Origin of the sequence: Brevibacillus sp. M2.1A, from assembly GCF_013284355.2 — a bacterium.
In the GTDB taxonomy this organism is placed as follows: Bacteria; Bacillota; Bacilli; order Brevibacillales; family Brevibacillaceae; genus Brevibacillus.
In genome coordinates, this window is the sequence record NZ_JABSUY020000001.1 from 2,777,334 (window position 1) to 2,791,247 (window position 13,914).

Sequence of the window (13,914 nt, forward strand, 5' to 3'; positions counted from 1 at the left end):
AGAGGCGAACGAAGTGGTTAGGGAGATACAACGTGCTATAACATAACAGAAAAACATCCAAATCATTTACCTGGGTAGCCAGGGCCAAGCAACGAAACAACTCTTGCTTACACTGGAGATTTTAGAGGATCGGCTGATAGCTTATTGTTTAACCCGGAGAGCGCCAAGGGTTTTTGCCATCGAAAACATCATTGCTGTTGAACTGGTGGTGACCGAAGCGGGCTGTCTGATATCGAGCGAAAAATCTTGCGTGTAATCGCCAATTATTCGGCTGGTCGGCGCAGGACTCCAACTGTGGATGAATTGTGCATCCAAGACGGGACGGAATCGCGGAGGGATTTATGACTGTGTTGGAGGTTCTAGCTAAAGAGGATTACATTGAAGGGCAGCGTTCTGAACCTGACACCATGGCCGTTCTTGAAGCATGGGAGAGAAAGGAGCCGGGTAGATGGCAAACAAGGTAGAAAATCCGCTGTCAATGAGGTTTGTATTGCCGGAACAACGGGAATTGTATCTACAGATGAAAGAGGATGAGAAACTGATCTCTGTGCCAGATATAGAGCAGGATGAGTTGGAATCCTTTCATTATATTATCCGGGATTCCGCTCGAGAGGATTACGCAATTACAGTAACAGGGTGGGGCCTGTAAAAAGCGGGATCGGAAACACCTGTAGCATGTGGGTAGTAGTGGAATGGAGTGATCAGCAAGGTGGGCGGATTAAACTAGTAAATGATGAAGATAGCAAGTGGATTCTATTGATGGAATTACAAAAGTAAATGCATGAAGTAATTGAAAAAATCACAATTTTATAATCGTTTAATAGTGGTCGAAATTTGAATAAGACGCCTTATTAAATTACCAAACAAGCCACCCAATAGAATGAGAAAGAACTTATAATAGTTAAAAGCATCTATATTTACTATAACATTACAATTAAAAAGACTGATACATTCAATAGGGGGATAATGTGACCAATCAGAAAATAAAAAATGTAAACCAAGAAACCTTTAGAGAGTTAATCTCAAAGTACAGTGAAATGTACGACAGAAATCAGGAAGAATTTTGGGTTATGCGCGCACATTACATATATAAGAAAGAAACCAATTTTGAACTCGATATTTCATTTTTAATGAGTGGATTGTTGACCACAGTAAGTAATCTGGCAGGCTGGTTTGTTACTGCTACTATATTGGCATTTGGATGGTCTGTTAATGTCTCAAAAGACTATAAGATGATAAATGAAGCTTATAAACTTATAATGGACAACTCAGTAAGGATTGCTTTTTCAATTCTGGTAATGGTAGGGATACTAACACTAATTGGATGGGGACTCTATAAGCGTGCCCCTCAAAGGAAATATGAAAAAGAAATTGGCCCCCATCTTGTAGCTTTTGACCAAGTGCTTGAGTTAAAAAAAGTACAGAAGAAAAACACGGAAGAGGTAGTAAAAAAAGATGAGCAAATTAGGCATGAAACAACATTAACTAGTGAACATAGTAAAGGCGCCAGTTAAGTGTGCAGGAGCTCGTTGCAAGTTGACGATTTGTTGACGAACTGTTGACCAAACTCGTCAACTTGCATACTGCTCGATATGGTTTCGATGTGGGTAGAGCGGAAACACCATGAGTACCGGAGCTGGTTCGGGCGGTTCGGGGGCAAGATACACTCTCAACAGTCACCCTGTTGGTTTTTTATACCGTGTCCTTGTGACTGTTCCAGGCCGGTAGGAAGAGTGCGTCTACAATGTGCATCATTTAAAAGCTGAATGTTAGGTAAGGCTTAACGATTTTCTATACAGTGCAAAGCAGCAGGCGAACGGACGTGCATAAACTGAACAGAGGGATTATAGCAGCAAACAACCCGCCTCATTTTTCTGGGCGGGTTGTTTTCATTAATCTATATATAGATCGTATAGCTGAAAATATCTATCCACCCTACAGCCACCGTTTCTGGTGGATAGATGACGGATTGACTCGATATGTAAAAATACACTATGATGTTGAAGCTTTCACAAATTCTTGTCACATCAACGTTTACAGAATACGCTTCGATTTGATACGATGCATTATGATGCGTTGGGTCAACAAGAAGCATTTATGGCTGCATTGCGCATGGATGATAAGAAGTAGCAGCTCCCCCCACCGTACTGCCACCACATTGGCAAAATGGTGGGGGATTTTTTTACCGTCATACCTAAGTCATTCAAAGGTTAACGGTATGAATTGGGATGTAGAATGCGACGATACAGGTAGAATTTTCAAATTTGCTTCTGTCGTCTTTCTTTTTGGTGGATGAGGGACGCAAGTAATAGCAAGGGGTACCGCCAATAATATGGAGGTACCCCTAAGTGTGTTCTATTTGACAAGTTCGTTCTGCGCTTGATAACTTTCGATTACATTTTGATAGCCGGGAAGGTGGGCAGCCAGTAAAGCACCAAAACCTTCGACGTCGTTGCGCCAATCCCGTTGTAGCTCGCACGCTACACTAAACCAGTTCATAAGCTGCGCGCCTGCATGTGCCATGCGCATTAACGAGGCTTCCGCTACCTGTTTGCTGAAAGTGCCAGAAGCGTCGGTGACGACAAATGCTTCATATCCTGCATGAAGAGCGGAAAGTGCAGGGAAGCTTACGCAGACATCGGTAACCACACCAGCAATGATAAGTTGCTTCTTGCCAGTTGCCTGGATCGCTTTTACAAAATCCTCATTATCCCACGCATTGATCTGTCCTGGACGAGCAATCTTAGGCGCGTCTGGAAAGAGTTCGACGAGTTCCCTGATCAATGGACCGTTTGGACCACTCTCGAAGCTCGTGGTAAGAATGACAGGCAAATTGAAAAATTTCGCGGTCTTTGCTAAAGCCAGAACATTGTTCTTGAATTCATCAACCCCGTAATCACGCACAAGTCCAGAGATAAGGCCGGTTTGATGATCAATCAGAAGAACAGCAGCATCATTTTTAGAAATACGGGAATAGAGATCAGTCATTTAAGAATCCTCCTCAAAAACAAGTAACAACTCTAACATGTCTATTCGAAATGAAAAGTTTCATTCACGAATTTGAACAAACTGCTTAAAACGATAGATTTTGTTTTATTCCTGCGCTTCCCTATCATGTTTGACTCGATATAGAAAAATACACTATGATAATCAAGCTGTTACAAATGCTTGCTGTATCAATGTTTGCAGTCGATTCTCTCATTTACTGTGTTACAATAAAATAACGAGGTCGATCAAAGGCGTATATGGCTGTTTTACGCATGGATGATAAGAAGTATGCCTGACCTTGTGTCAGGTCTTTTCTATTAAAGAGGTTGTCAAAAAGTCTTCTTTAGAACAACCCAATTTTATAAGGAGGGAAAGGGACATGATGCCACAATCGGTTTACATTCACATTCCCTTTTGTACGAATAAATGTTACTACTGTGACTTCAACTCATTTGTGACGAACAATCCGCAGCTCATTTGGGATTACTTAGACGCATTGAAAAGCGAAATGGAGATCACCTTCAGTCAGCAGCCGATCGAGCAGGTGAAAACGATTTTTGTCGGCGGAGGGACACCTACGTTTCTCGATCATGCCCAAATGCGCGCGTTTTTGGAAATGGTACAAAAGCAATTGGGCAAGTACTTGGCGGATGATATCGAGTTTTCGATGGAAGCGAATCCGGGAACGACAGACGTGGAAAAGCTGCGGATCATGCGTGAACTGGGTGTCAATCGGCTGAGCTTTGGTGTGCAGTCCTTTGACGACGCGCTCTTAAAACGACTAGGACGAATCCATGACCAGGAAGCCGTGTACCGCAGTATCGACAATGCGAAAAAAGTAGGCTTCGACAACTTCAGCATCGACCTGATGTTTGGATTGCCGGATCAGACACTCGACATTTTCCGTCAAACATTGGACAAGGCATTTGGGCTAGGCACCACCCATTTCTCCGCGTACAGTCTCAAGGTGGAGGAGAACACGCTGTTCCACACCCTTTACCAAAAGGATCAGCTGCCACTGCCATCTGAAGAGACGGAGCTCGAGATGTACATGGTATTAATAGAAGAGATGGAGCGGCATGGGTACAAGCAGTATGAAATCAGCAATTTTGCAAAACCGGGCTTTGAGAGCAAACATAATAAAACCTATTGGCTCAATCGTGAATACTATGGGTTGGGTGCAGGTGCCCACGGCTATGTGTGCGGCCACCGACACGTGAATGCAGGCCCGCTTGCGATTTACTTGCAGAAGTGCAAGGAAGGGCTGCCGCGTGTAGAACAATTCGAGGTACCGCGCGAGGATGCCATGGAGGAACAGATGATTTTGGGACTGCGGTTGAGAGAAGGAGTTGATCTTTCGGCGTTTGCTTCCCGTTTTGGCGCAACTGTTCATGATGTTTTTGGGACAATAATAGAAGAAGAGGTAGCCAAAGGAATGCTGGAAGAACAGGACGGGTTTTTGAAGCTGACGAAGCAGGGGCTTCCGCTCGGAAATGAGGTATTTGCGCGCTTTCTCCGTTGAGGATAAAGCGAAACTCGCGAAAAATGAGATTTTTTGTCTCTGGAACTAGCTCAAGTTCGTTGACAAATCCTTCTACTATTGATACCTTAGTATATAGATTTAGCACTCGATAAGCATGAGTGCTAACAATCCAACAGGAGGCGAGCGACATCCATGTTATCAGACCGTCAACAAATGATTTTAAATGCGATTGTCGATAATTACATTCATTCTGCCGAACCTGTTGGCTCCCGAACCATTTCCAAACGGGACGACATCGGATTCTCTTCGGCAACGATCCGCAACGAGATGTCTGACTTGGAGGAGCTGGGATACTTAGAACAGCCCCACACATCGGCCGGACGTGTTCCTTCTACAAAAGGATATCGCTTCTACGTCGATAACCTGATTCAGCCTCATCTTTTGGAGGAAGCTGAGTTGGGTAAACTAAAACAGTTGTTTGCCGAACGTATTCTCCACGCAGAACAAGTGGTAGAGTACACCGCCCAAATTCTCTCTCAGTTGACAAACTACACGGCGATTGTCTTGGGTCCAGAGATTTTTGAGCATCGGTTAAAACATATTCAAATCGTTCCTCTCAATGCTGAACAGGCTGTCGCGATTGTGGTGACACATACCGGACGAGTGGAGAACAAGCTGATCGATCTTCCAGAAGGCATAGGAGCCGGGGAAATCGAGAGACTCGTCAATCTGTTGAATGCAAAGCTGACCGACGTGCCACTATGGCAGCTTCGGCAACGTCTTTATCAAGAGATCTCCGGTGAAATGCAACGTCATACCGAGCAGTATGAAGAAATCCTTCAGCTCCTCAACAACTCGCTGACACAAGAAGAAGAACGGGTATACTTACGCGGTGCGACCAAGATCATGAACCAGCCGGAATTCCGAGACGTGGATAAGGTCAAGGATATTCTCGAACTATTAGAGCAGCACGATCAATTGATGAATGTGATCGGCATGCAAGGTGATGGTCTCACGGTACGCATCGGCCAGGAAAACCAGCTGGACGCGATTAAGCAATGCAGTATTATTACCACTTCTTATTCGCTTGGAGGCAAGCCGGTAGGAATGGTGGGGATACTTGGTCCGACGCGGATGGAATACGGCAAGGTCATTACTGTGCTCAACCATTTGGCGGAAGGACTATCGCGCATGCTGACTTCGCAGTTTGAGAAATAAATGGAGTGAATGGCTAAACAGTCTTTTGACTGGGGAAATGCCGCCAGGAGGTAGTGACGTTGAGCGAGGAAAAAGTAACGCAAGACCCGACTCTCGAGGAAGAACAAGTAGCAAAGGATGCAGACCAAGCGGAAGCAACCGAGATGAACTGGGAGCAAGAGGCTGCTCACTGGAAGGCTCAGGCTGAGGATCACCAAAACCGCATGCTGCGCGCCATGGCTGATATGGATAACCTCCGCCGCCGTGTTCGCAAAGAACAGGAAGATCTGGCGAAGTACGCTTCACTTAAAATCGTGGAAGAGCTTCTGCCAGTTCTCGATAACTTCGAGCGAGCACTTGCCGCTGACAAGGAATCCATGACAGTAGACTCTCTTTTAGAGGGGGTAAACATGGTATATCGTCAGATGGTCCAAGTTTTCGATAAAGAAGGCTTGGCTGCAATTGAAGCACAAGGAAAACCATTTGACCCACACATCCACCAAGCGGTTATGCAAACACAAAACCCTGAGTTTGAATCAGGCGTTGTGGTAGCCGAGCTGCAAAAAGGATATATGTTCAAAGACCGCGTCGTTCGTCCGGCGATGGTTCAAGTGAACGAGTAATTTCAAAAAACGTAAATTCACTAGACGTAAAGTGTTAGGAGGACATTTTGTATGAGTCGCGTAATCGGAATTGACTTGGGAACAACCAACTCTTGTGTAGCAGTAATGGAAGGCGGCGAGCCAGTCGTTATTGCCAATGCGGAAGGTAACCGCACCACACCATCCGTGGTAGCATTCAAAAACGGCGAGCGCATCGTTGGGGAAGCGGCAAAACGCCAAGCGATCACCAATCCAGACAATACCGTAATCTCCATCAAGCGCCACATGGGTAGCACCTATAAAGAAACGCTGGAAGGCAACCAGTACACACCTGAACAAATCTCTGCTATGATCCTGCAAAAGCTGAAAGCAGACGCTGAAGCCTACCTTGGTCAATCTGTGACGCAGGCAGTGATTACGGTTCCAGCTTACTTCAATGACAGCCAACGCCAAGCAACAAAAGATGCGGGTAAAATTGCTGGCTTGGAAGTACTGCGTATCGTGAACGAACCAACCGCGGCTGCACTTGCATACGGTATGGAGAAAACAGAAGATCAAACCGTTCTCGTATTCGACTTGGGCGGCGGAACCTTTGACGTATCCATTCTCGAATTGTCCGATGGCTTCTTCGAAGTAAAAGCGACTTCCGGAGATAACAAGCTGGGCGGAGACGACTTCGACGATGTCATCATGAACTACCTGGTGAGCGAATTCAAAAAAGAGCATGGCATCGACCTGTCCAAGGATCGCATGGCTCAACAACGTTTGAAAGATGCTGCGGAAAAAGCGAAGAAAGACCTCTCTGGTGTATTGACTACGACCATTTCCCTGCCGTTCATTACAGCAGATGCAACAGGTCCAAAGCACTTGGAGATGAACCTGACTCGTGCGAAATTCGAAGAGTTGTCTGCTGAGCTGGTTGAGCGTACAATGGGCCCAACTCGTCAAGCACTGAAAGACGCTGGTCTGACTCCAAGCGAACTGGATCGCGTTATCCTGGTGGGTGGTTCTACTCGTATCCCAGCGGTACAAGAAGCAATCAAGAAATTTACAGGAAAAGAACCACATAAAGGTGTAAACCCGGACGAAGTAGTAGCACTGGGAGCAGCTGTTCAAGCGGGCGTACTGACTGGTGACGTAAAAGACGTCGTTCTTCTCGACGTAACGCCACTGTCCCTCGGTATCGAGACATTGGGTGGCGTATTCACCAAGCTGATCGATCGTAACACGACGATCCCAACAAGCAAATCCCAAGTGTTCTCTACAGCTGCGGACAACCAAACATCTGTAGAAATTCACGTTCTCCAAGGGGAGCGTCAAATGGCAGCCGACAACAAATCGCTCGGGCGCTTCAACTTGTCCGATATCCCGCCAGCGCCACGCGGCATCCCGCAAATCGAAGTATCCTTCGATATTGACGCGAACGGTATCGTAAACGTACGTGCAAAAGACCTGGGTACAGGTAAAGAACAACGTATCACGATCACTTCTAACTCCGGTCTGTCCGACGACGAGATCGATCGCATGGTAAAAGATGCTGAGTTGAATGCAGAAGCGGACAAACAACGCAAAGAGCAAGTAGAAGTTCGCAACGAAGCAGACCAACTCGTGTTCACTACCGAGAAAACATTGAAAGAAGTAGAAGGCAAGATCGACCAGGCTGAAATCGATCGCGCTAACGCTGCGAAAGATAAAGTGAAAGCTGCTCTGGAGGGTGGCAACATCGAAGAGATCAAGACAGCAAAAGATGAACTGTCCGAGATCATCCAACAAATTTCGGTGAAGCTCTATGAGCAGGCTGCTCAAGCGCAAGCAGCACAAGGCGGCGGCGCTGAAGGTCAAGAGCCGAAGAAAGACAATGTCGTTGATGCTGACTACGAAGTGGTAGACGATAAAAAGTAACACGCTGGAATTGTGAGGGGAGAGATTTCTTCCCTCACTTCCCACGATGTGACCCATGAAAGTCAAAGTCACGGAATGCTGACTTTGACTTTTTTTCAAGTCTGTCACATGCTATGATAACAGTTGACTGTCATGGGAGTGATGTAGGAGATGAAACGTGATTTATACGAGGTTCTGGGCGTAGCAAAGGATGCGGACGCTGATGAAATCAAAAAAGCGTATCGCAAACTGGCACGTCAGTACCATCCCGATGTAAATAAAGAGGCTGACGCGGAAGAAAAGTTCAAAGAAGTTAAGGATGCGTACGACATCCTGTCAGAGCCACAAAAACGTGCGCAATATGACCGTTTTGGTCATCAAGATCCGAATCAGGGCTTCGGTGGCGGAGGTTTTGATGGATCAGGCATGGGCGGCTTCGGAGATATTTTTGATATGTTCTTCGGTGGTGGCGGCAGACGTTCGAATCCAAATGCACCTCGCAAAGGATCTGATCTGCAATTTGGCCTCAGCATTGACTTTATCGACGCGATTTTTGGAAAAGAAACGGACGTGGAAATTCCAAAAGAAGCAGAATGTGATACATGCCTTGGTTCCGGTGCAAAGCCTGGTTCCGGTGTCGATACTTGTAAGACTTGTAATGGTACAGGACAACAAGAAGTGGTGGCGAACACGCCATTCGGTCGAATCGTCAATCGCCGTGTTTGCTCGACTTGCGAAGGCAAAGGGAAAGTTGTCAAAGAAAAATGTTCAACTTGCCGTGGAAGTGGACGTGTCAAGGTACGCCGCAAAATTCATCTCAACATCCCAGCAGGTGTGGATGATGGAGCACAATTGCGCGTAACAGGCGAAGGTGAACCGGGAGCAAACGGTGGACCTCCTGGAGATTTGTACGTCGTTTTGCGCGTGAAGAGTCATGAGTTTTTTGAGCGAGAAGGAAATGATATTTACTGCGAGGTTCCGCTTACTTACGCACAGGCAGCACTTGGAGATGAGATCGAAGTGCCGACTGTCGATGGTCGCGTGAAGTTGAAGATCCCAGCGGGTACCCAAACAGAAACATTCTTCCGCTTGCGTGGAAAAGGTGTTCCGCATTTGCGTGGAAACGGCCGTGGGGATCAGCATGTGAAAGTGCGGGTCATTACGCCGACCAAGCTGAGCGATAAACAAAAGGAATTGTTGCGTGAGCTCGCCGAACTGTCTGGAGAAAAGCCAGGACAGCATGGAGGAGAAGACGAAAGCTTTTTCGAAAAAATGAAACGGGCATTCCGCGGCGAGTAATCCGTCGCGGTTTTGTCCGCTTTTTGCCTAAAGTTTCATGTAGCGAAGTCGATTAAATGAAAAGCCCGAATGGGAGCTTATGTGGGGAGTGGTAGATTCGTGAAATGGTCAGAAATCAGTATCCATACTACAGCGGAGGCTACGGAGGCGGTATCAAGCCTCTTGTATGAATTGGGTGCAAATGGTGTCGTAATTGAAGACCCGGAGGTGCTCTATCGTGAGTGGGATACCCCTTTTGGCGAAATCTACCAGCTTTCTCCTGATGATTTTCCGGCCGAGGGCGTATTCGTTAAAGCATACCTGCCGGTTGACAGCAGCGAACTGCTAGACGTTGTAGAAGAGCTAAAAGAGCAATTGGCGCAGTTGATCGAGTACGGTTTGGACATCGGCAAGGCATCGATTGCTGTAAACGATGTCCATGAAGATGAATGGGCCCACGCCTGGAAAAAATACTACAAACCGGTTCATGTGTCTGAACGCATGACCATCAAACCAGTATGGGAAGAGTACGAGCCAAAGCATCCAGATGAGATCATTATTGAGATGGACCCAGGCATGGCTTTTGGAACAGGTACACATCCGACGACCATTCTTTGTCTGCGTGCACTTGAGAAGTATCTTGCCAAAGGCGATCAGGTGTATGATGTTGGGACAGGCACAGCTATTTTGAGTATTGCTGCCATCAAGCTCGGAGCAAAAGATGTACTGGCGATGGATTTGGATGAAGTAGCCGTTCGTTCTGCGCAGGCCAATACCGAACTGAATGGTGTGCACGAGCATATTAACGTGAGACAAAACAACTTGCTTGACGGCATCGAGGAGCAGGTAGAAGTGGTCGTGGCCAACATTTTGGCAGAGGTCATCGTGCGTTTCACCGACGATGTATTCCGCGTGTTGAAGCCAGGTGGAACCTTCATCTCGTCGGGTATTATTGCTGCACGCGAAGCGGATGTGAAAGCGGCGTTGGCGGCTTCAGGCCTTGAGGTCGTGGAAACCATTTTCATCGATGACTGGGTAGCAATTGTAGCAAAAAAACGATAGAATAGTGGGGTTGGCGAGATGCAACGATATTTTGTCGAGCCACATTCCTTTACTGAGAATGAGCTAACGATTGTCGGAGACGATGTACACCATATCGTAAATGTAATGCGTGCTCGGGAAGGCGAAGAAATCATTGTTTCTGATGGAGCGGGCAGGTCTGCAAGAGCCAAGCTGGTCTATCTTTCTGCCAAGGAAGTACGGGCAGAAGTATTGGAAATGCTTCAAGAAGAACGAGAATTGCCGATCCGGGTCACAATTGGTCAGGGGCTTCCAAAAGGCGAGAAGCTGGAGTGGATTTTGCAAAAGGGGACGGAACTTGGGGCGTACTCCTTTTTCCCGTTTTCTTCTGAGCGAACCATTGTAAAGCTAGACGCCAAAAAAGAAGCGAAAAAACTGGAGCGTTGGCGCAAAATTGTCAAGGAGGCTGCTGAACAGTCTCATCGTGCTGTTTTGCCAGAACTTTTATCTCCTGTTTCATTTCGTGAGATACTTGAAGCTGGCCAATCGTATACGCATTGCGCAATTGCCTATGAAAAAGAAGGCAGTACCACGATTCATCACGTGCTAGAAGAGATGACTGCGGGAGATTCACTTCTCGTCCTCGTTGGACCGGAGGGAGGCTTCTCTCCAGAGGAAGTGGCTCAGGCAGAGAGCAAAGGGTTCCTGACGGTTTCCCTCGGCCCGCGTATTTTGCGCACGGAAACAGCAAGCCAGTACGTCTTGGCCTGCGCTTCCTATCAATTTGAACGAAAGGCTTCATCACTTCGCTAAGGATGAGCAGGAACGAAACGGTTATGATCGTTTCGTTGACCGCAAGCGGTCGCATCCACTTTTATGAAAAACGTTGAGACGTTTTTCACGGAAAAGGAGGAATGGCAATGTCTACCGTTGCTTTTCATACATTAGGCTGCAAAGTAAACAGCTATGAGACAGAGGCCATCTGGCAATTGTTCAAGGCAGACGGCTATGAGAGAGTCGACTTTGAACAAGATGATGCAGATGTTTATGTGATTAATACTTGTACGGTTACGAACACCGGAGATAAGAAGAGCCGCCAAGTGATTCGTCGTGCGATTCGCCGGAATCCTGAGGCGATCGTAGCCGTAACTGGCTGCTATGCGCAAACCTCTCCAAGTGAGATTGCGCAAATTCCCGGTGTAGATATCGTAGTTGGTACACAAGGACGCGAGAAGCTGATCGAGTACGTGGATCAAATTCGTGCAGAACGCAAGCCGATCAACGCAGTGGGCAACATTATGAAAGCTCGCGAATTCGAAGAGCTGGATGTTCCTAACTTCACGGATCGCACACGTGCTTCCCTTAAGATTCAAGAAGGCTGCAACAACTTTTGTACGTTTTGTATTATTCCGTGGGCACGCGGTCTGATGCGTTCCCGCAAACCGGAAAGCGTCGTCGAACAGGCCCAAAAGCTGGTGGAAGCGGGCTATCTGGAAATCGTTTTAACTGGGATTCATACAGGTGGTTACGGCGAGGATCTGGAAGACTACAATTTGGCCAAGCTGTTGCTTGACCTTCACCAAGTGGAGGGACTCAAGCGCATCCGCATCAGTTCAATCGAAGCGAGCCAAATCACCGATGAAGTGATCGAGGTCATCAACAACTCCGATCGAGTCGTGCGCCATCTGCATGTACCGCTGCAAGCGGGCGATGATGAAGTGTTGAAGCGCATGCGCCGCAAGTATACCACTGCTGAGTTTTACGAAAGAATGGTCAAAGTACGCGAAGCATTGCCAGGAGCAGCGATTACAACAGACGTTATCGTAGGCTTCCCAGGTGAGACCGAAGAGCAATTCTGGAACGGATACGAGTTTATGAAGAAAATCGGTTTTGCCGAGATGCACGTATTCCCGTATTCTATGCGTACAGGTACACCAGCAGCGCGTATGACGGATCAAATTCCGGAAGAGGAAAAGAACGAGCGCGTAGCGAAGCTCCTGGAGCTTAATCAGGAATTGACCTTGGCATACTCCAAAAAATTCGTAGGAGATGTACTGGAAGTCATTCCGGAGCGTCCGTTTAAAGAAGCACCAGATAGCGGTCTTCTGATGGGCTATTCGGACAACTACCTGAACGTCGTCTTCCCTGGCGATGAGAGCATGATCGGCAAGATTTGCAAGGTCAGACTGGATGAACCAGGCTCGGAATACTGCAAAGGAACTTTTGTTCGTGTAGTGGAAACAGAGGCGCTGCCTTACCTGAAGGAGCGAGCTATATGAGGGAGATATCGGCAGGAGGCGTTGTATATCAGAAGCAAGACACAGAGTACATGCTCCTATTGATTGAAGACCGCTATGGCAAAGTAACACTCGCAAAAGGGAAGCAGGAGATGGGCGAGACCATCGAAGAAACGGCTCTGCGCGAGGTTTTGGAAGAAACAGGCGTAGCAGGACGATTGGGGTCCAAGCTCGACATGATCACCTACGTGTATACGCATCCGGTAACGGGCGAATCCATCGACAAAGAAGTCCATTATTATTTGGTGGAAGCCTACAACACAGAGATCACCGTCCAGCTAGAAGAAATCAATGATGTTCATTGGCATTCTGCAAAGGAAGCATGGGATTTGCAGCTGCAACGAGGATACCGTAACAATGACAGCATTTTTCGCCTTGCATTCGAACAATTAGGGATAGAGGTGTAGTTCTATGAACATGAACAAATATATCGACCACACGCTGTTGAAGCCTGATGCTACACAAGAGATGATTGACAAGCTGTGCGCTGAAGCAAGAGAGCACGACTTCATGTCTGTTTGCGTAAACCCTTATTGGGTAAAACGCTCTGCTGAACTCTTGGCAGGCTCCGATGTGAAAGTGTGCACAGTTATCGGATTCCCTCTGGGAGCGAGCACGATTGAGTCCAAAGCAGCCGAAACCCGCGATGCGATTGCAAACGGAGCGACTGAGGTAGATATGGTACTGAACGTAGGTGCCTTGAAATCCGGCGACCTGGAAACTGTCAAAAAAGACATCGCTGCTGTGAAGCAAGCTGCTGGCGATATTCTCTTGAAAGTGATTCTGGAAACTTGCCTCTTGACCGAAGAAGAAAAAGTAGTTGCGTGCAAGCTCTCCGTAGAGGCTGGTGCTGATTACGTAAAAACCTCCACAGGATTCTCAACAGGTGGAGCAACGGTTGAAGATATCGCCCTGATGCGTAAAACCGTAGGACCAAATGTAGGCGTAAAAGCGTCTGGTGGCGTTCGTGACGGCGAGACAGCAGTTGCGATGATCGAAGCAGGCGCGAGCCGTATCGGTACGAGCTCCGGTGTTTCCATTGTAACTGGAGCAAAAACAACAGGCAGCGGATACTAATACGAAAGAAAGCCTGGCCGAGGTAAGGCCGGGCTTTTTCCGTCCTGCATGCTGATGTTCCTATAGAGAGAGGATAGGGAGCGGGGAGGAG

The 13,914-nt window shown here is 47.2% G+C and carries 13 protein-coding genes; 12 read left to right on the forward strand and 1 reads right to left on the reverse strand.

Going from position 1 to position 13,914, the window contains the following annotated elements; genetic code table 11:
- The first annotated feature begins 448 nt into the window (after window positions 1-448).
- Window positions 449-649: a YolD-like family protein gene (locus tag HP567_RS13710; protein WP_229088021.1), complete on the forward strand. Its 201-nt coding sequence runs from the start codon at window positions 449-451 to the stop codon at window positions 647-649.
- A gap of 319 nt (window positions 650-968) precedes the next feature.
- Entirely contained in the window at window positions 969-1,514 is a 546-nt protein-coding gene (locus tag HP567_RS13715) for a hypothetical protein (protein ID WP_173611484.1), read from the forward strand.
- A gap of 841 nt (window positions 1,515-2,355) precedes the next feature.
- On the opposite strand, the gene ycaC is transcribed toward HP567_RS13715, so the two are convergent.
- On the reverse strand, window positions 2,356-2,988 hold the full coding sequence (ycaC, locus tag HP567_RS13720; RefSeq protein WP_173611483.1) for an isochorismate family cysteine hydrolase YcaC: 633 nt from the start codon (window positions 2,986-2,988) through the stop codon (window positions 2,356-2,358).
- Between the two features lie 379 nt (window positions 2,989-3,367).
- On the opposite strand from ycaC, the gene hemW reads away from it, so the two are divergent.
- From hemW to deoC, 10 genes are all read left to right on the forward strand, one after another.
- Entirely contained in the window at window positions 3,368-4,510 is a 1,143-nt protein-coding gene (gene hemW, locus HP567_RS13725; RefSeq protein ID WP_173611482.1) for a radical SAM family heme chaperone HemW, read from the forward strand.
- A 153-nt stretch (window positions 4,511-4,663) separates the two neighbouring features.
- A complete protein-coding gene (hrcA, locus tag HP567_RS13730) occupies window positions 4,664-5,689 on the forward strand; it encodes a heat-inducible transcriptional repressor HrcA (RefSeq protein ID WP_088906868.1) in 1,026 nt (341 codons plus the stop codon).
- A gap of 59 nt (window positions 5,690-5,748) precedes the next feature.
- Window positions 5,749-6,291 carry a nucleotide exchange factor GrpE gene (gene grpE / locus HP567_RS13735; RefSeq protein ID WP_173611481.1) on the forward strand — a complete coding sequence of 181 codons (543 nt, stop codon included), beginning with the start codon at window positions 5,749-5,751 and terminating at the stop codon, window positions 6,289-6,291.
- 51 nt (window positions 6,292-6,342) lie between these two features.
- Window positions 6,343-8,172, forward strand: a complete 1,830-nt coding sequence (gene dnaK, locus HP567_RS13740) for a molecular chaperone DnaK (protein ID WP_173611480.1) — start codon at window positions 6,343-6,345, stop codon at window positions 8,170-8,172.
- A gap of 150 nt (window positions 8,173-8,322) precedes the next feature.
- Entirely contained in the window at window positions 8,323-9,450 is a 1,128-nt protein-coding gene (gene dnaJ / locus HP567_RS13745; protein ID WP_173611479.1) for a molecular chaperone DnaJ, read from the forward strand.
- Between the two features lie 99 nt (window positions 9,451-9,549).
- Window positions 9,550-10,491 (forward strand): 50S ribosomal protein L11 methyltransferase, encoded by a 942-nt coding sequence (prmA, locus tag HP567_RS13750; RefSeq protein ID WP_173611478.1) that lies wholly within the window; start codon window positions 9,550-9,552, stop codon window positions 10,489-10,491.
- Between the two features lie 18 nt (window positions 10,492-10,509).
- Window positions 10,510-11,262: a 16S rRNA (uracil(1498)-N(3))-methyltransferase gene (locus tag HP567_RS13755; RefSeq protein ID WP_173611477.1), complete on the forward strand. Its 753-nt coding sequence runs from the start codon at window positions 10,510-10,512 to the stop codon at window positions 11,260-11,262.
- A gap of 107 nt (window positions 11,263-11,369) precedes the next feature.
- On the forward strand, window positions 11,370-12,728 hold the full coding sequence (gene mtaB / locus HP567_RS13760) for a tRNA (N(6)-L-threonylcarbamoyladenosine(37)-C(2))-methylthiotransferase MtaB (protein ID WP_173611476.1): 1,359 nt from the start codon (window positions 11,370-11,372) through the stop codon (window positions 12,726-12,728).
- The gene (locus HP567_RS13765; protein WP_017247721.1) at window positions 12,725-13,153 is read left to right on the forward strand and encodes an NUDIX hydrolase; all 429 of its coding nucleotides are present in this window, start codon (window positions 12,725-12,727) and stop codon (window positions 13,151-13,153) included. Before mtaB ends, HP567_RS13765 begins: the two co-directional genes overlap by 4 nt.
- A 4-nt stretch (window positions 13,154-13,157) precedes the next feature.
- Window positions 13,158-13,823 (forward strand): deoxyribose-phosphate aldolase, encoded by a 666-nt coding sequence (gene deoC, locus HP567_RS13770; protein WP_048032270.1) that lies wholly within the window; start codon window positions 13,158-13,160, stop codon window positions 13,821-13,823.
- The last annotated feature ends 91 nt before the right edge of the window (window positions 13,824-13,914 follow it).

What these genes read in the sequence shown, in the direction of transcription:
- HP567_RS13710 (WP_229088021.1), top strand. Translation starts at nt 449, where the DNA reads ATGGCAAACAAGGTAGAAAATCCGCTGTCAATGAGGTTTGTATTGCCG.
- ycaC (WP_173611483.1), bottom strand. Translation starts at nt 2,988, where the DNA reads ATGACTGATCTCTATTCCCGTATTTCTAAAAATGATGCTGCTGTTCTT.
- hemW (WP_173611482.1), top strand. Translation starts at nt 3,368, where the DNA reads ATGATGCCACAATCGGTTTACATTCACATTCCCTTTTGTACGAATAAA.
- hrcA (WP_088906868.1), top strand. Translation starts at nt 4,664, where the DNA reads ATGTTATCAGACCGTCAACAAATGATTTTAAATGCGATTGTCGATAAT.
- dnaK (WP_173611480.1), top strand. Translation starts at nt 6,343, where the DNA reads ATGAGTCGCGTAATCGGAATTGACTTGGGAACAACCAACTCTTGTGTA.
- dnaJ (WP_173611479.1), top strand. Translation starts at nt 8,323, where the DNA reads ATGAAACGTGATTTATACGAGGTTCTGGGCGTAGCAAAGGATGCGGAC.
- HP567_RS13755 (WP_173611477.1), top strand. Translation starts at nt 10,510, where the DNA reads ATGCAACGATATTTTGTCGAGCCACATTCCTTTACTGAGAATGAGCTA.
- mtaB (WP_173611476.1), top strand. Translation starts at nt 11,370, where the DNA reads ATGTCTACCGTTGCTTTTCATACATTAGGCTGCAAAGTAAACAGCTAT.
- HP567_RS13765 (WP_017247721.1), top strand. Translation starts at nt 12,725, where the DNA reads ATGAGGGAGATATCGGCAGGAGGCGTTGTATATCAGAAGCAAGACACA.
- deoC (WP_048032270.1), top strand. Translation starts at nt 13,158, where the DNA reads ATGAACATGAACAAATATATCGACCACACGCTGTTGAAGCCTGATGCT.